The organism is Streptomyces sp. NPDC087845 (assembly GCF_044742755.1).
In the GTDB taxonomy this organism is placed as follows: Bacteria; Actinomycetota; Actinomycetes; order Streptomycetales; family Streptomycetaceae; genus Streptomyces.
Genome location: NZ_JBIUVC010000001.1, coordinates 235,286 through 255,213, shown reverse-complemented (window position 1 = coordinate 255,213; position 19,928 = coordinate 235,286). Strand labels below are relative to the sequence as shown.

21 protein-coding genes are annotated in these 19,928 nt (G+C 70.7%); 11 read left to right on the top strand and 10 right to left on the bottom strand.

All coding sequences use genetic code 11. The annotated features are described in order from the left end of the window. Positions 1-36: 36 nt before the first annotated feature. On the bottom strand, positions 37-1,092 hold the full coding sequence (locus ACIOMQ_RS01135; RefSeq protein ID WP_402187480.1) for an Lrp/AsnC family transcriptional regulator: 1,056 nt from the start codon (positions 1,090-1,092) through the stop codon (positions 37-39). Between the two features lie 84 nt (positions 1,093-1,176). Here ACIOMQ_RS01135 and ACIOMQ_RS01130 point away from each other — a divergent pair, with 84 nt between their 5' ends. Continuing rightward, complete coding sequence (locus ACIOMQ_RS01130) at positions 1,177-1,452, top strand: hypothetical protein (RefSeq protein ID WP_362200096.1); 276 nt, start codon at positions 1,177-1,179, stop codon at positions 1,450-1,452. Then, positions 1,449-2,735, top strand: coding sequence for an amidohydrolase (locus tag ACIOMQ_RS01125; protein WP_401261387.1), 1,287 nt, complete (start codon positions 1,449-1,451; stop codon positions 2,733-2,735). The genes ACIOMQ_RS01130 and ACIOMQ_RS01125 overlap by 4 nt, the downstream gene beginning before the upstream one ends. Positions 2,736-2,804: 69 nt before the next feature. Here ACIOMQ_RS01125 and ACIOMQ_RS01120 read toward each other — a convergent pair whose 3' ends face one another. After that, complete coding sequence (locus ACIOMQ_RS01120) at positions 2,805-3,188, bottom strand: DUF192 domain-containing protein (RefSeq protein WP_401985451.1); 384 nt, start codon at positions 3,186-3,188, stop codon at positions 2,805-2,807. Between the two features lie 114 nt (positions 3,189-3,302). Between ACIOMQ_RS01120 and ACIOMQ_RS01115 the strand changes: the two genes are divergently transcribed. From ACIOMQ_RS01115 to ACIOMQ_RS01100, 4 genes are all read left to right on the top strand, one after another. Continuing rightward, the gene (locus ACIOMQ_RS01115; RefSeq protein WP_362200934.1) at positions 3,303-4,094 is read left to right on the top strand and encodes an A24 family peptidase; all 792 of its coding nucleotides are present in this window, start codon (positions 3,303-3,305) and stop codon (positions 4,092-4,094) included. Positions 4,095-4,223: 129 nt separating this feature from the next. Then, on the top strand, positions 4,224-5,012 hold the full coding sequence (locus ACIOMQ_RS01110; protein ID WP_362200105.1) for a class I SAM-dependent methyltransferase: 789 nt from the start codon (positions 4,224-4,226) through the stop codon (positions 5,010-5,012). Between the two features lie 68 nt (positions 5,013-5,080). Next, entirely contained in the window at positions 5,081-5,539 is a 459-nt protein-coding gene (locus tag ACIOMQ_RS01105) for a hypothetical protein (protein ID WP_362200108.1), read from the top strand. A 39-nt stretch (positions 5,540-5,578) separates the two neighbouring features. Beyond that, on the top strand, positions 5,579-5,779 hold the full coding sequence (locus ACIOMQ_RS01100; RefSeq protein WP_362200111.1) for a hypothetical protein: 201 nt from the start codon (positions 5,579-5,581) through the stop codon (positions 5,777-5,779). Positions 5,780-5,952: 173 nt separating this feature from the next. On the opposite strand, the gene mgrA is transcribed toward ACIOMQ_RS01100, so the two are convergent. Next, on the bottom strand, positions 5,953-6,993 hold the full coding sequence (mgrA, locus tag ACIOMQ_RS01095) for an L-glyceraldehyde 3-phosphate reductase (RefSeq protein ID WP_401938066.1): 1,041 nt from the start codon (positions 6,991-6,993) through the stop codon (positions 5,953-5,955). Between the two features lie 199 nt (positions 6,994-7,192). Between mgrA and ACIOMQ_RS01090 the strand changes: the two genes are divergently transcribed. The 4 genes from ACIOMQ_RS01090 (at position 7,193) to ACIOMQ_RS01075 (ending at position 12,492) form a co-directional block, all read left to right on the top strand. Next, a complete protein-coding gene (locus tag ACIOMQ_RS01090; protein ID WP_362200117.1) occupies positions 7,193-7,954 on the top strand; it encodes an isoprenyl transferase in 762 nt (253 codons plus the stop codon). Positions 7,955-8,475: 521 nt separating this feature from the next. Continuing rightward, positions 8,476-9,798, top strand: a complete 1,323-nt coding sequence (locus ACIOMQ_RS01085) for a PhoH family protein (RefSeq protein WP_362200120.1) — start codon at positions 8,476-8,478, stop codon at positions 9,796-9,798. A 390-nt stretch (positions 9,799-10,188) separates the two neighbouring features. Then, a complete protein-coding gene (locus ACIOMQ_RS01080; RefSeq protein ID WP_362200123.1) occupies positions 10,189-10,893 on the top strand; it encodes a lytic transglycosylase domain-containing protein in 705 nt (234 codons plus the stop codon). 150 nt (positions 10,894-11,043) lie between these two features. Further along, positions 11,044-12,492: an AI-2E family transporter gene (locus ACIOMQ_RS01075; protein ID WP_401753799.1), complete on the top strand. Its 1,449-nt coding sequence runs from the start codon at positions 11,044-11,046 to the stop codon at positions 12,490-12,492. Positions 12,493-12,567: 75 nt separating this feature from the next. Here the strand turns inward: ACIOMQ_RS01075 and ACIOMQ_RS01070 are convergent, their stop codons facing one another. Beyond that, on the bottom strand, positions 12,568-13,101 hold the full coding sequence (locus ACIOMQ_RS01070) for an alkyl hydroperoxide reductase (protein ID WP_361442585.1): 534 nt from the start codon (positions 13,099-13,101) through the stop codon (positions 12,568-12,570). 12 nt (positions 13,102-13,113) lie between these two features. Then, on the bottom strand, positions 13,114-13,668 hold the full coding sequence (locus ACIOMQ_RS01065; RefSeq protein ID WP_362200130.1) for a peroxiredoxin: 555 nt from the start codon (positions 13,666-13,668) through the stop codon (positions 13,114-13,116). A 131-nt stretch (positions 13,669-13,799) separates the two neighbouring features. Between ACIOMQ_RS01065 and ACIOMQ_RS01060 the strand changes: the two genes are divergently transcribed. Next, the gene (locus ACIOMQ_RS01060) at positions 13,800-14,759 is read left to right on the top strand and encodes a hydrogen peroxide-inducible genes activator (protein ID WP_362200133.1); all 960 of its coding nucleotides are present in this window, start codon (positions 13,800-13,802) and stop codon (positions 14,757-14,759) included. 62 nt (positions 14,760-14,821) lie between these two features. On the opposite strand, the gene ACIOMQ_RS01055 is transcribed toward ACIOMQ_RS01060, so the two are convergent. From ACIOMQ_RS01055 to ACIOMQ_RS01035, 5 genes are all read right to left on the bottom strand, one after another. Continuing rightward, complete coding sequence (locus ACIOMQ_RS01055; protein WP_401938071.1) at positions 14,822-17,221, bottom strand: FtsX-like permease family protein; 2,400 nt, start codon at positions 17,219-17,221, stop codon at positions 14,822-14,824. Then, positions 17,218-17,904: an ABC transporter ATP-binding protein gene (locus tag ACIOMQ_RS01050; RefSeq protein WP_362200139.1), complete on the bottom strand. Its 687-nt coding sequence runs from the start codon at positions 17,902-17,904 to the stop codon at positions 17,218-17,220. The genes ACIOMQ_RS01055 and ACIOMQ_RS01050 overlap by 4 nt, the downstream gene beginning before the upstream one ends. Beyond that, positions 17,901-18,425, bottom strand: coding sequence for a helix-turn-helix transcriptional regulator (locus ACIOMQ_RS01045; protein WP_401753805.1), 525 nt, complete (start codon positions 18,423-18,425; stop codon positions 17,901-17,903). Before ACIOMQ_RS01045 ends, ACIOMQ_RS01050 begins: the two co-directional genes overlap by 4 nt. A gap of 70 nt (positions 18,426-18,495) precedes the next feature. Then, a complete protein-coding gene (locus tag ACIOMQ_RS01040; protein WP_389794583.1) occupies positions 18,496-18,684 on the bottom strand; it encodes a hypothetical protein in 189 nt (62 codons plus the stop codon). Positions 18,685-18,739: 55 nt separating this feature from the next. Beyond that, positions 18,740-19,711, bottom strand: coding sequence for an SPFH domain-containing protein (locus ACIOMQ_RS01035; RefSeq protein ID WP_402187475.1), 972 nt, complete (start codon positions 19,709-19,711; stop codon positions 18,740-18,742). Positions 19,712-19,928: the final 217 nt, after the last annotated feature.

Sequence of the window (19,928 nt, the reverse complement as noted above, 5' to 3'; positions counted from 1 at the left end):
CAGGCCAAACAATCCGGGTCAGGACAGGCGGTCCGGTCAGGACCGGGGTACGTCCAGCGGGACGCGGCGGATCGCGCGGCCCCGGGTGTCGAGGAGCCAGCCCATCCGCTTGGGGGAGTGCAGTGCCACCGTGCGGTCCTTGACCTCCAGCGCCGGGAAGCGCTCCGCCAACAGCGTCTCGAACGGGCCGATGGCGTTCAGGCCGTGGAGCCAGACGACGACCAGGAGGTTGTGCGGTCCGCTGACGGAGACGCACATACGGACCTGCTCCATGCGCGCCAGCGCGTTTCCGGTGTGTGCGAGGTGGGCGTGCGGGACGGCGGCCCGGTAGATCACCATGGCCGGCAGACCGGCCAGGGGATGGGCGATGTCGCAGCGGAAACTGACGTCGCCGTGGTGGATCAGACGCTGGAGCCGGCGCCGGGCCGTGTGCTCGCTCATCCCCGTCGCGGCGCCGAGCTCGGTGTAGCCGAGCCGCCCGTTGCCGCCGAGCGCGGTCATCAACGCCCGGTCCTCGGGGGACGGCCCGTCGTGCATGTCCGTGCTGTACGTGGCCTGCCGTGCGGCGCGCGGAGCCGAGAGCGTGGCGCGGCCGGCCGGTTCCATCGCCCGGATCCGCCAGTCGCCGCCTTCCCCGTAGAGCGTGATCCCGAGCCGGGTACGGGTGGAGCGCAACCCCGGCAGCCCGCCGATGGTGCGGTGGACCGACCGGCCGAGCGCGGGCAGGTCGGTGGCGGCGACGGACAGGAAGAGATCGAAGTCCCCGGCGGTCTCGTCGATGCTGAAGACCCACGGCAGTTCGGCCAGGGCAGCGCTGACCGCTTCGAGGGAACTGGGCCGGCACCGCACCTCGACATAGGCGACCGTGGCCGATTTCGGGGCGTCGTAGGCGGTGACCCACGCCAGGCGGTTGGCGCGCAGGTGCTCCCAGCGGCGGGCCGCGGTCGTCGCGTCCACACCGAGCGCCCGGCCGATACGGGTCCACGGTGCGCGGGGCGCCGCCTGGAGTGCGTCGACGAGGGCGAGATCCAGCTCCGAGAACCGTGCGCCGGAATCCGGTGCTTCCGGTGAGCCGACGACGCTTTCCGGCATTTTCGGTCCTCCCTCACGCACAGGCCGGATCGTAGGGGCACTTCCGGCCGACACTCAGTATCGGCCACTGGAGAGAGGAGTGCCGTGCCTGCTCCGCGCCCGCGAATCCCGCGCTCCGAGGCCGCGAACCGCACGGTCGGCGAGGTGATCGTCTTCGGCGGACGGGCCGCTGTCATGGCCGCCCCCGCCCCGCCCGTCATGGGCGTCCTTGCGGACACCCCCTCCTTCCAGGCCGCCTTCGCCTTCCTCGCGCTGGGCGCGGTCATGGCAGCGGTCATGGCCGTCGCGACCCCTCAGGACACCCCGTCCTTCCTCGCTTCCACCGCACGCCGTACCCCTCTCGTACTGGAGCTCTCATGACCGCCTCGGCCACTTCGCTGCTTTCCGGACTGAACGGCCAACTGCCCGGACTGCGCGCCCTGTACAAGGATCTGCACGCCCACCCGGAGCTCTCCTTCCAGGAGGTCCGTACGGCGGGGATCGTCGCCGCCCGGCTCCGGGAGCAGGGCTGGGACGTCACGGAAGGGGTGGGCGGAACCGGTGTCGTCGGCGTCCTCACCGCGGGCGACGGCCCGGTGGTGCTGCTCCGTGCCGACATGGACGCACTGCCCGTGAGGGAGGAGACGGGACTCCCGTACGCGTCCACGAGGACCGCGGTGGACGCGGAGGGCAACGAGGTCCCGGTGATGCACGCCTGCGGCCACGACATGCACGTCACCTGCCTGCTCGGCGCAACCGCCCTGCTGGCCGCCAACCGGCACGCCTGGCGCGGCACGGTCGTCGCGGTGTTCCAGCCCGCCGAGGAGATCGGCGGAGCCTCGGTCATGATCGACGACGGCTTCCTGGAGCGCTTCCCGCGCGCCGAGGTGTGCCTCGGCCAGCACGTGGGGCCCATCCCCGCGGGCTTCGTCGGCACCCGGCCCGGTCCGGTGATGGCCGCCTCCGACAGCGTGCGGGTGCGGCTGTTCGGGCGGGGTGGTCACGGGTCGATGCCCGAGACGACCGTGGACCCGGTCGTGATGGCCGCCGCGATCGTGATGCGGCTGCAGACGGTGGTCTCCCGGGAAGTGGGGGCGGAACAGCAGGCGGTGGTGACCGTGGGCTCGATCCACAGCGGCACCAAGGAGAACATCATCCCGGACACCGCCGACCTCAGGATCAACATCCGCAGCACGACTCCGGCGGTACGCGAACGGGTCCTGGCGGCCGTCAAGCGGATCGTCCGCGCCGAGGCCGCCGCCTCCGGCGCCCCCGGGGAACCCGAGATCGCGGACTTCAACGCCTTCCCGGTGACCGTCAACGACCACGAGGCCACCGCCACCGTCCAGGCGGCACTCTCCCAGGCCCTGGGAGAGGGGTACGTCTTCACCCTGCCCCATACGCTCACCGGCAGCGAGGACTTCGGGATCTTCGGCACCGAGCTCCAAGTCCCCTCGGTCTTCTGGTGCTTCGGCGGCGTTGATCTCGCCGCGTTCAAGGACGTCGACCCCGACGCCCTGCTGGAGAACGGAATCCCCGCCGAGATCCCCGGCAACCACTCGCCGCTGTTCGCCCCGGCCGTCGATCCCACCGTCGAAGTCGGCGTGACGTCGCTGCTGGCGGCCGCCGCGCAGTGGCTGACGGCCGGCACCGACACCCCCTGACAGCCGCCGCGCACAACAGAACGGCGGAGGGGAAAACCATGCGGAGGATGCCGCAACGCCGCCCGCACCTCAGCCCCGGCCCTCCTCCGCCTGGGCGATCCGCACCCTCGCCCCCGGCCGCAGCCCCCACTTCGCCATCGCCCCGGCCTCCGACTCGATCACATGACGGGCCCGCAGCCGGGGCATCCCGAGCCGGCCCGGCTTCATCGTGTGGACGGCGACCACCTTGAACTTCCGGTCCAGGTACGCCACATCGATGGCGAACCGCATCCGGAAGGTGTGCACACTCCCGCACGGGGTGATCAGCAGGGCGCCGTCGATCCCGTCCTGCCCGAGCAGTCCCCGGCTCCTGGCCCGGTATGTGGCCGCGATCCGCAGCGGTATCTCCGGCTCCTGCCCTCCCTGCGGATCGGTGACCGTCAACGTCCCATTCCCATTACGCCATTGAGCCATGGCCCAGACGGTAGCGTCCGGTGACGGCCGCTGGGTCCGGAACGGTACGCGGTGGGCCCCAGGACCCATGGACCCGTGTCCCGGCACCCGCCTAAGGTCTGCTCCGTGTACGCCATGCTGACAGTGTTCGCCGCACTCTGGGGCGCAGCGGCCGGACTGCTGGTCCCGCGCGCCGCCTATCGGTTCTCCGTCGATCCGGAGGACGCCTGGCGGGACACCTGCCCCGCGGGCCACGCCCTGACCGGGGCCGCACGCGGCTGGCTCGGCTCCACCCGGTGCGCCCCGTGCGCGGCGGTGCCGGTCCCCGCGGGCGGCGAGCCGGGAGGCCCGGAGACCGGGGAGGACCTCGCGCGGCCCGCGGCACGGTACGCCCCCGGCGTCCTCGTCCCCGTCGTCACCGCGCTCGCCTGCGCCGTCCTCGCGGCGGGCACCGGTCTCCGGCCCGAGCTCGTGGTGTGGCTGCTGCTGGCCCCCGTCGGCGTACTCCTCGCGACCATCGACCGCCGGGTCCACCGCCTGCCCGACCGGCTGACCCTGCCCGCCGCCGGGGCGGTCGCCGTACTCCTGGGCGTCGCGGCGCTGCTCCCGGAGCACGGCGGATCCTGGCTGTCCGCGCTGCTCGGCGGAGCGGCCCTCGGCGCCTTCTACTTCCTGCTCTTCCTCATCAACCCGAACGGAATGGGCTTCGGAGACGTCAAGCTCGCCCTGTCGCTGGGCGCAGCCCTCGGCTGGTACGGCTGGGCCGTGGTGTTCGCCGGCGGATTCGCCGGGTTCCTGCTCGGTGCGGTGTACGGGTTCGGGCTGATGGTCCTGAAGAGGGCCGGGCGCAAGACCGGCATCCCGTTCGGACCGTTCATGATCTCGGGCGCGCTGCTGGGCCTGCTGCTCGGCGGCCTGACCGCCTGACCAGCTGCCCGCCTGACCGGCTGCCCGCCCGGCCACCGGGCGGAGGACGGACGGCACCCGCCCCGCGCCGGTACGCCCGCGCCCGTATTGAGGTCGCGCAGGGCACTGCCCGGCTGACACCATTCCCGTATGTCCGGAGCACCCGCAGAGGCAGCAGAGCGCGCACGGTTCGACACACTCGTCGAGGAGGCCGCCACCGTTTCCGTCGACGGCTGGGACTTCTCCTGGCTCGACGGCCGGGCCACCGAACAGCGCCCCTCCTGGGGCTACGCCCGCGCCATGGCGGACCGGATGGGACGGGCGAGGGCCGCGCTCGACATCCAGACCGGCGGCGGCGAGGTCCTCGCCTCCGTACCGAAGCTCCCGCCGCTCACGGTCGCCACCGAGTCCTGGCCGCCGAACATCGCCCGCGCCACCGCCCTCCTGCACCCGCTCGGCGCGGCCGTGGTCGCCGACGCCGACGAGCCGCCGCTGCCGTTCGGCGACCACGCCTTCGACCTGGTGGTCAGCCGGCATCCGGTGACCACCTGGTGGGCGGAGATCGCGAGGGTGCTCACCCCCGGCGGCACGTACTTCTCGCAGCAGGTCGGCCCGGCCAGCGTCTTCGAGCTCGTCGAGTACTTCCTCGGCCCGCAGCCGCCCGAGGTGCGCGGCGGCCGCGACCCGGAGCAGGCGCGCGTCGCCGCCGAGGCGGCCGGACTCGACGTGGTCGATCTGCGGATGGAGCGGCTGCGCACCGAATTCTTCGACGTCGGGGCCGTCGTCTACTTCCTGCGGAAGGTGATCTGGATGGTGCCGGGCTTCACCGTCGAGGAGTACCGGCCGCGACTGGCCGAACTGCACCGCCGGATCGAGACCGAGGGGCCGTTCGTCGCCCACACCACCCGATTTCTGGTCGAGGCCCGCAAACCGGAGTAGGACATGCCCCCTGCTTTCGTCCGAAGGGTGCGACCCTGGACGGTGAGCGCATGGGGAGGGAACCGGCCATGAGGGTGGGGAACGAAGACGAGGCGCCGCGTGTCCCGCGGCAGGGCAGGGCCGACTGGCTCAGAGGCGCACGGATCGTCGGAGTGCTCGGCGTCTTCTACCGGCCGGAGGGGCGGGTGGGTGAGCCGGAGGCGGTCGAATTCCTGCTGGCGGACGGCCAGTCGGTGCTCCTGACCTGCGCCTCCGACGGAACCCTGCGGGTCGGCCCCGGCGCCTGGCCCCGGCTGCCCGACTGGTGCGTACCGGCGGGGCAGTGGGAGTTCACCACCGTGTCGAACCTGCCGCAGCCCCCCGACGGCGGCTGGACCGTCACCCGCACCGAGGAGCGCAGGGACGGGCGGGGCGAGGTGCACGAGGCCGTCATCCGCTGCGAGGGAGGACGCTTCGTGGTCGTCGGCGGCGACACCGTGACCATCCGCTTCACCCGCGGCCACCGCGGCGCACCGGCGACCACGTAGAGGGCCGGCGGCAGCACGTCCCGGCCCTCTACTCGGCCCATGACCTCTGCGAGACGTGCGGCCGAGGCTCTCGCCGGCGCGGGGGTGCGGGGGTCCCTGGACGGGGTGGTCAACGGGCTCGTCAAGGGCGAGGCGCACGGCAGATACCTCGAAGGAACCGGCTGTGTGAAGCCGGTCGGGGCCACTGACCGTCGACCGCGCGCCGTGCTCGCACCGGAGTCCGGTGAATTCGGAGAGTAATTGTGGAGTGGCGTGGCACGCAGCATCACTTACGAAGGGTTATGGTGGAAACCCCCCCTCGGGCCGGTCCGTATCCCCCCCCACGGACCGGCCCGTTTTTTGTGGCCGGGCTGTTCCGGCCCGGGTGAGGCCCGAGCGCCGACCGCGTACCGGCCTCGCGCAGGCCCTTCCCGTCAGTTCCGTCCGGCCCAGATGTTGGTTCCCGCGGTGTCCACGGCGAAGGTGTCGATCTCCTTCAACTCCTCGGCGGACAGCGGCGGCCCGGCGAGCGCCGCGACGTTCTCCTCCAGCTGCTTCACGCTCGAAGCGCCGATCAGCGCCGACGTCATACGGCTGTCGCGAAGCACCCAGTCCAGTGCCAGCTGGGCGAGTGACTGGCCGCGCCGCCGAGCGATGTCGTCCAGCCCGTTCAGCCGGCGGAGCACCTCTTCGGAGAGCAGGCCCGGGTCCAGGGACTTGCCCTGGGTGGCGCGCGACCCCGCCGGGATGCCCGTCAGGTACTTGTTCGTGAGCAGCCCCTGGGCGAGCGGCACGAATGAGATGCAGCCCATGCCGGCCGCCTCCAGGGTGTCGAGCAGCCCGTCGTCCTCGATCCAGCGGTTGATCATCGAGTAGGAGGGCTGGTGGATGAGGGCCGGTACACCCATCTCCCTGAGCAGCCGGGCCGCCTCGGCGGTCTGCTCCGCGTTGTACGAGGAGACCCCCACGTACAGCGCCTTGCCCTGCCGCACGGCGGAGGCGAGCGCCCCCATCGTCTCCTCCAGCGGAGTGTCCGGGTCGAAGCGGTGGGAGTAGAAGATGTCGACGTAGTCGAGCCCCATCCGCCTCAGCGAGGCGTCGAGCGACGAGAGCAGGTATTTGCGGGAGCCCCACTCACCGTAGGGGCCGGGGTGCATGTCGTAGCCGGCCTTGGTGGAGATGATCAGCTCGTCCCGGTACGGGGCGAAGTCCTGCCGGAACATCGTGCCGAAGTTGAGCTCGGCGGAGCCGGGCGGCGGCCCGTAGTTGTTGGCCAGATCGAAGTGGGTCACCCCGAGGTCGAAGGCGCGGCGCAGGATCGCCCGCTGGGAGTCCAGCGTGCGGTCGTCGCCGAAGTTGTGCCAGAGGCCGAGGGAAACGGCCGGGAGCTTGAGGCCGCTGCGGCCGGTGCGGCGGTACTCCATGGAGTCGTAGCGCGAACCGGCGGCCCGGTAGGAGAGAGGAGAATCAGTCACGTTTCTCTCCTTATCACGGACTTGTGACAGGCCGGGTTGGGCCGGTGCGCCGCCCGCGCAGTAGTGTGGCGGCTTCGGGGACTGCCACGGCACGGCGGGGCGATGGACTCTGCGGAACAGTGCGGCGATCCCCAGGGGGCGACCCCGGCCCCCGGGCGTTGGGGCGGGCGGGCCCGCACAGAACCGAGAGGTGAACTCAGTGAACTTGCGCGACCTGGTGTACGGGCTCTACGCGCGCCGGGTGGAGGCCCGCCTCGACCACACCCAGGTGCCCAAGCACATCGGTGTCATCCTCGACGGCAACCGGCGCTGGGCGAAGGCGTCCGGCGGCACGGCTGCGCAGGGGCACCAGGCCGGCGCGGTCAAGATCCAGGAGCTGCTCGGCTGGTGCAGTGAGACCGACGTGGAGGTCGTCACCCTCTGGCTGCTCTCCACGGACAACTTCGACCGGCCCGAGTCCGAGCTGACGCCGCTCCTCGGCATCATCGAGAACACCGTGCGCGACCTCGCGGCGGACGGACGCTGGCGGGTCCACCACGTCGGCACGCTCGACCTGCTGCCCGCCCACACCCAGACCGTCCTCAAGGAGGCCGAGCAGGCCACGGCCGGTGTCGACGGGATACTGGTCAATGTCGCCGTCGGCTACGGCGGCCGCCAGGAGATCGCGGACGCGGTCCGCTCGCTCCTGCTGGACCACTCCGACAAGGGGACGTCCTTCGAGGAACTGGCGGAGATCGTCTCCACCGACCTGATCTCCGAGCACCTCTACACCCGGGGCCAGCCCGACCCGGACCTGGTCATCCGCACCAGCGGCGAGCAGCGGCTGTCCGGCTTCATGCTCTGGCAGAGCGCGCACTCCGAGTACTACTTCTGCGAGGTCTTCTGGCCGGCCTTCCGCCGCGTCGACTTCCTCCGCGCCCTGCGCGACTACGCGGCCCGCCACCGCCGCTACGGCGGCTGACACCGCCTTCTCACGACGGGCTCGAACGGTGCCGCTCCCCGGCCCTTTCCAGCCCGTCCTGCGTTCGAGGGCGGAGCCGTTCGGGTGATACGCCCGGACCCGTGGGTGTACCAGGACCCGTGCGCCAGGACCCGTGGGCGTGCCAGGCTCCGTGTGCCCGGACCCGCGGGCGTGCCAGGCCCTCCGTGTGCCCGGCCCCGTGCCCGGACCCATGTGCTCAAGGCACCATTCCCAGCTCACCCGCCCGTCCCGGGCGGCATGGCTTCGCGTGTTCGAGGGAATACCCCTGACAGGTCGACGTCCGGTCGCCAACCAGGCGGACGTCGTGTCCAAGTGAGCGGCATGGAGTCCGCTCGCCCGGGAGGCCCTTTGCACACGAAGGACCGTACATACAGTGCGGCCGACGCGGAGGGCCGGCGCTCGGCCCGTGCATCGGGGCCGCAGCCCGGTCCGTCCTCTCCCATTGGGATGCTCCGCGACGCCGTCGCACCCCAACCTCGTCCGAGGGGGTACGTCCTTCCGTGGTGACCAGCACAAAGCGCCGCTTGCTCGACAGGCGCACCTACGTTCTCGACACCAGCGTCCTGCTGGCCGATCCGAACGCCATGGCCCGGTTCGACGAGCACGAAGTCGTGCTCCCGATCGTCGTGGTCACGGAACTGGAGGCCAAACGGCATCACCCGGAGCTGGGGTACTTCGCCCGGCAGGCCCTGCGCCTGCTGGACGACTTCCGCACCCGCTACGGCCGGCTGGACGCCCCGATCCCGCTCGGGGATCTGGGCGGGACCCTGCGCGTCGAACTCAACCACTCCGACCCCGGCGTACTGCCCGCCGGCTACCGGTTGGGGGACAACGACTCACGGATCCTCGCGGTCGCGCGCAACCTCCAGGCCGAGGGGTACGACGTCACGGTCGTCTCCAAGGACCTGCCGCTGCGCATCAAGGCGTCCTCGGTCGGCCTCCTCGCCGAGGAGTACCGGGCCGAACTCGCCATCACCGACTCGGGCTGGACCGGGATGTCGGAAATCCCCCTCGCCGCCGACCAGGTGGACCTGCTCTACGGAGAGGAAACGCTGTACGTACCCGAGGCCGCCGAACTGCCCGTGCACACCGGACTGGTCCTCCAGTCCGAGCGCGGCAAGGCGCTCGGCCGGGTCACCGCCGAGGGCAATGTGCGCCTGGTGCGCGGTGACCGGGAGGTCTTCGGCATCCACGGCCGCAGCGCCGAGCAGCGCATCGCGCTCGATCTCCTCCTCGACCAGGACGTCGGCATCGTGTCGCTGGGCGGCCGGGCCGGCACCGGCAAGTCGGCGCTGGCGCTCTGCGCCGGTCTCGAAGCCGTCCTGGAGCGCAGGCAGCACCAGAAGGTGATGGTCTTCCGCCCGCTGTACGCGGTCGGCGGGCAGGAACTGGGCTATCTCCCCGGCACCGAGGCCGAGAAGATGAGCCCCTGGGCGCAGGCCGTCTTCGACACGCTCTCGGCGGTCGCCGGACGCGAGGTGATCGAGGAGGTGCTGGGGCGCGGCATGCTGGAGATCCTGCCGCTCACCCACATCCGGGGCCGCTCGCTCCACGACGCCTTCGTGATCGTCGACGAGGCGCAGTCCCTCGAACGGAACGTCCTGCTGACCGTGTTGTCCCGGATCGGGGCGAATTCCCGGGTGGTGCTCACGCATGACGTGGCCCAGCGGGACAACCTCAGGGTCGGCCGGTACGACGGAGTGGTGGCCGTGGTCGAGAAACTGAAGGGCCATCCGCTCTTCGCGCACGTCACGCTCACCCGCTCCGAGCGCTCGCAGATCGCCGCGCTGGTGACCGAAATGCTGGAGGACGGCCAGATCTGATACGGGATAGGACAGTTGGTGCCGCCCGGCGAGCGAAGTAGCTTAGCCGGGCGGCATCGTGCTGCGGTGGCTTTTCCGTACATCACTTGCTCCGAACGAGGTGTGAGCTTTCACACGCAACGGAGAATTGCCTCCCGGTGTGCCGGTCCGGCAGAGTCTTGCTTCCGTCAGGCCCCGCATACGGCACACCCGCACCTCCAGAGGTGCCAGGCACCACACAACTCAACAATCGCCGTCCGTATGCCGCCCGCGAGCACCACGCGGCGCTCCCTCCGGGGAGTTGCCCACCGGGTCCGTGCCTCCCGTGACCCAAGCAGTAGGGAGGCCAGCGCCAGGGGCACGATTGCGTCCGCGAGGTCACCTAAGCGGGCGATGCTGGAAGGACACCGTGTGAGCCGGATCTCGGTCCGGGGGTTCGCCGTGGCGTCAGCCACCGCGGTCACCACCGTCGGCGCCGTCGTAGGCGTTGCCTCGGGCAGCACTCCCGCTGCCGACGACAACAACTTCGAGGCGACCGCAGCCGACACCACGCTTCTCGCCGACATCCCTGCGGGCCAGCAGGCCCAGGTGCAGACCGCCTCGCTCACGCAGCAGGCCGACGCCCAGGCATCCGCGGCCGACGCGGCGGCGAAGAGGTCCGTGGAGGAAGCGGCCCGCATCCAGGCCGCCAAGGACGCCAAGTCGAAGAAGCAGGCGGCCGAGGACAAGCTGGAGAAGGAACGCAAGGCCAAGAAGGACTCCGAGCGTGCCAGCCGTTCCGAGATGCGCAGCGCTTCCTCGTTCGCGGTGAAGGGCTCGTACACCGTGGCCGAGATCCAGGCGATGGCGCGTCAGATTGTGCCCGCCGACCAGTTCCAGTGCTTCAGCAACATTGTGAACGTGGAGTCGAGCTGGAACTACCTGGCGACCAACCAGAGCACCGGTGCCTACGGCCTCGTCCAGGCGCTGCCCGGCTCGAAGATGGTGTCCGCCGGCGCCGACTGGCAGACCAACCCGGCCACGCAGATCAAGTGGGGCCTCAGCTACATGAACAGCGGCCGCTACGGAAGCCCGTGCGCTGCCTGGTCCTTCTGGCAGGCCAACCACTGGTACTAGAACCTTCGGAGGTTCTGGTCTCAACCACACGAAGCCCCTCGCCGTCCTACGGTGAGGGGCTTCGCGCGTGTACGGTCGGGTCCGGACGGCTCGGCGGGGGAGCGGTGGGGGAGCGGTGGGGAGAGAAAGACGGGGGAAGAGGAAACGATCATGTCGAAACTTCCGGGGTGGCTCGGCCGCCTGGGCGCCGAACTGACCGAGCTGGGTGAGCGGCTGGAACAGCGCAGGGCCGAGGCCGAGGGGGGCAGGGCCGAGCCCGTCGAACCGCCGGTGCCCGCCGGAGCCGTGCCTGCCGGAGCGGTGCCCGCCGGAGCCGTGCCCGCCGGAGCGGTGCCGGACGACGGGGCCCGGCGCGAGGCCGCGGCCGCCGAACATGTGCCGCCGCCGCCCGCGTACGCGCCCTCCGTGGCCGCCCGGCCCGATCCGGTCGCGGCGATACCCTGGGGTATGCGGGTCGCGGCCGAGGCGGGCTGGCGGCTGCTCGTCCTGGCGGGCACGCTCTGGGTGCTGATGCGGGTCATCAGCGCCGTGCAGCTGGTGGTGCTGGCCTTCGTCGCCGCGCTGCTCGTCACCGCGATGCTGCAACCGACCGTCGCCCGGCTGAAGCGGTACGGCCTGCCGCGCGGACTGGCCACCGCGGTCACCGCGATTCTGGGCTTCGTCATCATCGGGCTGGTCGGCTGGTTCGTGGTCTGGCAGGTCATGGACAACATCGACACCCTCTCCGACAAGGTGCGGACGGGGATCGACGACCTGAAGAACTGGCTCCTCGACAGCCCCTTCCACGTCACCGAGCAGCAGATCAACGACGTCGCGAAGAACCTCAGCGACACCATCGGCACCAACACCGAGCAGATCACCTCCGCCGGACTGCAGGGCGTCACCGTGATGGTGGAGTTCCTCACCGGGATGCTGCTGGCGATGTTCTCGACGCTCTTCCTGCTGTACGACGGGAAGCGCATCTGGCACTGGGTGCTGAAGCTGGTGCCGGCGCAGGCCCGGCCGGGCGTCGCGGGTGCCGGGCCCCGCGCCTGGCGGACGCTGACCGCCTATGTGCGGGGCACGGTCGTCGTGGCGCTGATCGACGCGATCTTCATCGGGCTCGGGATCTGGTTCCTGAACGTGCCGATGGCGGTGCCGCTCGCCGTCTTCATCTTCCTCTTCGCCTTCATCCCGCTGGTCGGCGCGGTGGTCTCCGGCGCGCTCGCGGTGGTCGTCGCGCTGGTCACCGAGGGGGTGTTCGCCGCGCTGATGGTGCTGGCCGTGGTGCTCGCCGTGCAGCAGATCGAGGGCCATGTGCTGCAGCCGTTCATCCTGGGACGCGCGGTACGGGTGCATCCGCTCGCCGTCGTCCTCTCGGTGGCCGCGGGCGGCATGATCGCGGGCATCGGGGGAGCGGTCGTCGCGGTGCCGCTGGTGGCGGTCACCAACACGGTGGTCGGTTATCTGCGCTCGTACGGGCAGGAGGAGGCGCTGCGGCACGCACCGCCTCCGCACGGGGCATCCGCGCTCGACATCGCTCCGACACCCGCGCCGGGATCGCCGCACGAGGGCATCGGCCGCGGCGGCGACGAGGGCGGCGGCAGGAAGACCACCTGAACGAGGACAGAAGAAGGGCCCCGTGGACGGTCGGTCGTCCTCGGGGCCCTTCTCGTATCAGGGGTGGTGCTGGTCCTACTCGGCGAGCACGGCCTCGGCTTCGAGGGTCACGCCGACCGCCTGGATCACCGAGGCGATCTTGACGGCCTCCTGAATGGTCTCACGGTCCACGCCGGCCTTGCGCAGCACCTGCTCGTGGGAGTCCAGGCACTGGCCGCAGCCGTTGATCGCGGAGACCGCGAGCGACCACAGTTCGAAGTCGATCTTCTCCACGCCGGGCTTGCCGATGACATTCATCCGCAGGCCCGCGCGGAGCGTCCCGTACTCGGGGTCCGACAGCAGGTGCCGGGTCCGGTAGAAGACGTTGTTCATCGCCATGATGGCGGCGGCCGACTTCGCGGCGGTGTACGCCTCCGCGGAGAGATTGGCCTTCGCCTCCGGCTCCAGCTCACGCAGCACCTTCGGCGAGCGCGAGGCGATCGCGCAGGCGAGGACGGTGCCCCACAGCTGCTGCTGCGGGAGCTCGCTGTTCCCGATGACCGAACCGAGGTTCAGCTTCAGGTCCTTGGCGAAGTCCGGAACGGCGGCCTTCAGTTCGTCGAGTGCCATGTCGCTGTCAGCTCACTCGCCCGAGAGGAGCGCGACCGGGTCGAGGGTGTTCTCGCCCTTGGTCCAGTTGCACGGGCACAGCTCGTCGGTCTGCAGGGCGTCCAGGACCCGCAGGACCTCCTTGGGGTTACGGCCCACGGAACCGGCGGTCACCATCGTGAACTGGATCTCGTTGTTCTGGTCGACGATGAAGACGGCGCGCTGGGCGAAACCGTCCTCGCCCTCGATGCCGAGCTCACGCATGAGCTCGTGCTTCGAGTCGGCCATCATCGGGAAGGGCAGGTCGGTCAGGTCCGGGTGGTCCTTGCGCCAGGCGTGGTGCACGAACTCGGAGTCACCGGAGAAGCCGAGGACCTGGGCGTCACGGTCGGCGAACTCGTCGTTCAGCTTGCCGAAGGCGGCGATCTCCGTGGGGCACACGAAGGTGAAGTCCTTCGGCCACGCGAAGACGATCTTCCACTTGCCCTCGTAGGTCTTGTGGTTGATCTGCTCGAACTCCTTGCCGCTCTCCAGCGAAACACAAGCAGTCAGGTCGAACTCGGGGAACTTGTCACCGACAGTGAGCACGCGCTCTCCTTGCAGCGTTGGAAATCCCTTTTGGGGGAGTTCCTGAGGGTTGGACGGTCCCCACCTTGGCACAGACTGCATTGATCACGGAAATAGCTATACTCGGTCGTGATGATCGGAGGTGCCTATCAGTGGCGCAGAGTAATCAGGGCAGTCGGACCAAACAGCCCAGCCTGTCGCAGCTGCGCGCCTTCGCGGCCGTCGCCGAATGCCTGCATTTCCGGGACGCGGCGGCAGCCATCGGGATGAGTCAGCCGGCACTCTCCGGGGCCGTGTCGGCGCTGGAGGAGGCCCTGGGCGTCCAGCTCATCGAGCGTACGACGCGCAAGGTGCTGCTCTCGCCGGCCGGGGAGCGGCTGGCGGTGCGGGCGCGGGCGGTGCTGGAGGCCGTCGGTGAGCTGATGGAGGAGGCCGAGGCGGTCCGGGCGCCGTTCACCGGAGTGCTCAGGCTCGGCGTGATCCCGACCGTCGCGCCGTACCTGCTGCCGACCGTGCTGCGGCTGGTCCACGAGCGCTACCCGGAGCTGGACCTCCAGGTGCACGAGGAGCAGACCTCCTCCCTGCTGGAGGGGCTGGCCGCGGGAAGGCTGGACCTGCTCCTGCTCGCCGTGCCGCTCGGTGTGCCGGGCGTGACCGAGCTTCCGCTCTTCGACGAGGACTTCGTGCTGGTGATGGAGCGGGACCACTGGCTGGGCGGGCGCACCGACATCCCGCGCGAGGCCCTGCGCGAGCTGCCGTTGCTGCTGCTCGACGAGGGCCACTGCCTGCGCGACCAGGCGCTCGACATATGCCGGGAAGCGGGGCGTACGGAGGGCGCGCCGGTCACCACGACCGCGGCCGGGCTCTCGACACTGGTGCAGCTGGTGGCCGGCGGACTCGGGGTGACGCTGCTGCCGCGTACCGCGGTGACGGTCGAGACCGGCCGCAACGACGCGCTGGCCACCGGGTACTTCGGGGAACCCGCACCGTCGCGGCGGGTGGCGCTGGCGATGCGGACGGGGGCGGCGCGGCACGAGGAGTTCGAGGAGTTCGCGGCGGCGCTGCGGGTGGCGATGAGGGGGCTGCCGGTCCGGGTGACGGCGGGCAGGTAGGGCGCGGGAAAGGGGTGCGGTCCCCCGTTGCCGGGACCGCACCCCTCGCGGCTATGGCGACGTCACTCCGTGCGCAGTCCGTCCGGACGCATCATGCGCCACAGCGGTGGCAGCGACACCAGGGTGACCAGCGCGATCAGCGCCGCGCCCGCCCCCGCCATCGGCAGGAACAGCCACCAGTCGGTCACCTTCTTGCTGATCATGCGGACCATCACGGCCCCCAGGCCGAGACCACCGGCGATCGCGACCGCCAGTCCGATGAGGACGGGAACGGCGGTCTGCCAGAGCACCGACCAGCCGAGCGTGGTCCGCCGGGTGCCGAAGGCGACCAGGACGGACAGCAGGCGCTTGCGCTCCCGCAACTGCTCCAGCTGCGAGACCAGCATCGCGGCGGCGATCAGCAGCAGCGTCGCGGTCCCGCCGACCTGGAGACCCCTCTGCACACTGGCGTACTGCCGGTCGCGGACCACCGAGTTCACGGCGGCGATGCGCATCCCCGGGTCGAGCTCGGCCGCCGTGTTCCGTACGTACTCGGAGACGTCCTCGACGCTCCGGTCCACCCGGATCTGCGCGTTGGTCTGGGCGTGCGGCAGGGTGGTCGGGTCGATCGCGCCGACCGTGGCCACGATGCCGAAGTGTTCCTGGCCCATCGGATCGGGGCGGGCCGGAACGGTCCGGGCGTCGGCGGGCAGGGTCCACAGCTTCGACTTCTCGCCGGGTTCCCCCACCATGTAGTTGAGCTCGACCGGCTTGCCCTTGCGGGCCGTCCGGTCCGTCCACTTGGCCGTGTCCTTGTCCCGGGGGTGGACGACAAAGACATCGCCCTCCTTGCAGGAGCCGATCCGGGCGATCTCGCGCACGGTCGCGCAGTCGCCGACGGTCAGCGAGGTGGTGGGCTGGACGTCGTCGCCCTTGTACTTGCCGGGTTTGACGACGTACGTCTCGACCATCCCGATGACCCCGGTCACCCCCTCGGTGGCCCGGAACTTCTTGATGGTCCGCGTGGCCGCGTCGCCGGTGACGGTCTCGGAGTACGTGTAGAACTGGGCCCGTCTCGGGTCCTGTCCCGTCATCCGCTTGAAGTCGTCGCCCACCGCGGCGAACAGCATCTGCAGTGCCACGGCGCCCGCGACCGCGACCGTGATGCCGCTGACCGCGCGGGAGGCCGCGCCACTGCTCAGCTGGAGCCTGCGGGTGGCGAGCTGCCAGGGCACCGGACCGCCGTGCAACCGGTTCACGCACGCCTGGACCAGCCACGGCAGCAGCAGGGCGAGCCCGACGAGCACGAGCACGGCGCCGCCCGCGACCGGATACGGGTTCACATCGGTGTCCGTCTTGCCGGACAGCACGAGCACCGCCAGGCCCGCGACCGGAACCAGCAGGCGCCACCAGATCCGGCGCTTGCGGTTGCGGCCGCTGCGCACGACTCCGAGCGGTTCGATGATCACCGAACGCAGGGCGACCAGCGTGACCAGGACCGCCGCCACCGGAACCGCGACCACGATCAGCGCCGCCAGCCAGGTGTTGGGGACCAGGTCCGCCGGGAACGCGCTGACGTCCCACACCTCGACGGAGCCCATGAAGCGACGCCCCACCAGGAAGAAGGCCAGGCCGGCCAGCAGTCCGAGCACCGCCCCGAAGAACGCCTCGCCGGCCGCGATCCGACGGGTCATCCGGATGTCCGCACCGACCAGACGCAGCGCGGCGAGCCTGCGGTCGCGCCGCTCGCCGCCGAACCGCACGGCCGTCGCGATGAAGATCGTGACCGGCATCAGCAGGACGACGCAGATCATGATGGTCAGCACGACGAGGATCGGCGACATGGGATCGGACGGGCCCGGGTCGCCGTAACCGGCGATCCGGTGGCCGCCGTTGGCGGGAGTCAGCGTGTCGCTGCCCGCGTAGTAGAGCAGCTCTCCCGGCGCGAGCAGGCCGGGGTCGGCGATCGTGCCGGTGATCCGGTACGGCAGTCGCTCCCTGAGGAGGCTGCCTTCCGAGGAGCCGAGCAGCTTCTCCAGAGCGGGGGAGACCACCATCTCGTTCGCGCCGGGGAAGCGTGCGACACCGGGCGGGACTACCGGACGCGTACCGTCCGCACGCATCAGGTAGCCCCCGACGGTCCGGCCGCGGTACTCGGTCTCCGCGTTGATCCGGAGCACCGAGGTGTCGGTCTTCTCGGCCTGGGCGTCGGGTGATTCGGAGATCTTGGTCTCGGAGCGGGCCTGGTCGCGCGCGGAACGGTGGTCGAGCAGATTCGGCACGGAGGCGGCGACCAGCAGCAGCGCCACGCCGAGGCCGACGCCGACGGCGGTCAGCAGGGTGCGGATCCAGCCCTCGCGCCCGCCGGACGCGGCGAACCGGACACCGAGGGCGAGATCGCGCAGCAGGCAGGCGAAACCGGTGGGCCGGGCGGGGCGCGGCGGTGCGTCGGCCGGGGCGTCCTTGTGGTCGAGCAGGGTCATCCGGCGTGCTCCAGATTGTGGGCCCGGCCGTCGCGCACGGTGACGTCGCGGTCGGAGTACGCGGCGACCCGGGCCTCGTGGGTCACCAGGACCACGGCGACATGGGCGGACCGGGCCGCCTCGGTGAGCAGCTGCATGACCCGCTCGCCGTTGAAGGAGTCCAGGGCGCCGGTCGGCTCGTCGGCGAAGATCACTTTGGGGGAGGCGGCGAGCGCACGGGCCACCGCGACGCGCTGGCCCTGGCCGCCGGAGACCTCGCCGGGGCGCTTGCCGCCGACGGTGTCGACCTCCAGGCGCTCCAGCCAGTGGCGGGCGGTGGCTTCGGCGTCCTTGCGCTTGGTGCCGCTCAGCCGGAGTGGCAGGGCGACGTTCTCCACGCAGGTCAGCTCCGGGACGAGCTGGCCGAACTGGAAGACGAAGCCGAACTCGGTGCGGCGCAGAGCGCTGCGTTCGGCGTCGGACATCGCGGAGAGCTCGCGGCCCGCGTAGGTGATCGTGCCCTGGTCGGGGGTGACGATTCCGGCGAGGCAGTGCAGCAGGGTGGACTTGCCGGAGCCCGACGGGCCCATCACGGCGACGACCTCGCCGGGGTGGATGGAGAACGACGCGCCGTCGAGCGCGGGCGTCGGGCCGTACGACTTGTACAGGCCGTCGGCGCTGAGCAGGGAGCCGGCGGGGGTCATGCGCCCACCTCCGTGGCGAGCCGGTCGAGCCGGGCGGCGGTCAGTTCGAGCCAGCGCAGATCGGCTTCGAGATGGAAGAGCGCGTGGTCGCAGATCAGCTGGTCGGCGAGGTCGCCCTTGCGCTTGCGGTCGGTGAGGATGCGCATGAGGCGCAGGTGCTCCGTGCGCTGGGTGTCCAGCAGGGCTTCGGCGCTGCGGCCGGTGAGCAGGGCCAGGACGACCTTGGTGTAGAGCGTCGACTGGAGGTACGGCTCGGGCTTCTCCGGCTGCGCGAGCCAGGTGCCGACGTCGGTGATGCCCGCCTCGGTGATGGCGTACCGCTTGCGCTCGGGGCCGCCCCCGCTCTCGACGCCGTCGACCTCGACGAGGCCGTTCTTGAGGAGCCGGGACATCGTCGAGTAGACCTGCCCGTAGTGCAGGGGGCGGTCGTGGCCGAACTTCTCGTCGAAGGTGCGCTTGAGGTCGTAGCCGTGGCGGGGGCCGGACTCCAGGAGTCCGAGCAGGGTGTGGCCGATAGACATGCACAGCACTGTACACGGCATGTATACCTCGGGTGTATACCGGGGGTTCCTCCTTCCCCGGCCCCCGGAGTCACTCGGAGGGCGGGGACTTCGGCGGCCGCCCCCGGCGGGGGATCGGACGGGCCGTGCCGGGCAGGCGGCCCGCCTCGGCCAGCGCCCTGCGCAGCAGGAACTCGATCTGGGCGTTCGCGCTGCGCAGTTCGTCGGCGGCCCAGCGGGCGAGTGCGTCGTGCACCGCGGGGTCCAGCCGCAGCAGCATCTGCTTGCGCTGCTGCGGCCCGCGTCCGGGGGTCTCTTCCGTCACTGGTCTTCCGTCACTGGTAAAGAGTGCCCGTGTTGAGGACCGGCTGCGCCGCGCGGTCACCGCAGAGCACCACCATCAGATTGCTGACCATGGCGGCCTTGCGCTCGGAGTCGAGCTCGACGATGTCCTGCTCGGCGATCCGGGACAGCGCCATCTCGACCATGCCGACCGCGCCCTCGACGATCTGCTGCCGGGCCGCGACCACCGCGCCGGCCTGCTGGCGCTGAAGCATCGCGGAGGCGATCTCGGGGGCGTACGCGAGATGGCTGAAGCGCGATTCGATGATCCGCACACCGGCGGCCTGCACCCGGGCGGTGAGCTCCACGGCCAGCTTCTCGGTGATCTCCTCCGCGTTGCCGCGCAGGGAGAGGCCGCCCTCCTCGTGGGCGTCGTACGGGTACTCGATGGCGATGTGCCGGACGGCCGACTCGGTCTGGGTGGCGACGAACTCCAGGAAGTCGTCGACCTCGAAGAGCGCCTGCGCGGTGTCCTCGACCTTCCAGACGACGATCGCGGCGAGCTCGATCGGGTTGCCGTAGGCGTCGTTGACCTTCAGGACCGCGGTCTCGTGGTTGCGGACCCGGGTGGAGATCTTCCGGCTGCTGGTGAGCGGATTGATCCAGCGCAGCCCGTCGGTGCGGATCGTGCCCACGTACCGGCCGAAGAGCTGGATCACCCGAGCCTCGCCCGGTGCGACCATCTTCACACCCGTCATGCAGAAGAACGAGGCGATGACGAGCAGGGCCCCGAATATGCACACCGGGATGCCCGCGCCGTTGTTCCCGTTCGAGCCGATGACGCCGCCGACGATGGCCAGGCCGATGCCGGCGATCACCCCGATCACGGTCAGCAGCAGGCCGAGGCCGCCGGGGATGCTGTGCGCCGTCACCTCTCTCACCTGTGGTTCGGGCATCTCGGGGGCGTCGGGCGTGAGGTCGGCGGTCAGGGTGGACACGGCGTGCGGATTGCCTTGGTCGGGCATGGGATCCCCGTTTCGAAAGACTGGCAGAGCGGTACTCGGTGCTATCAATGTGATTACACATTACTCGGATTCGCAACCCTCGGCCCCTCTCATGAGTCGGTTCCCTAGAGAACGGGTGCTGATTGTCACGTCCGGAAAAGACCGCATCGCTTGCTTTTTGTCCTCGCCGACGGTGTTAGCTGGCTGGGCTGAGCTGATCTGGTCGAGCAGAGAAACG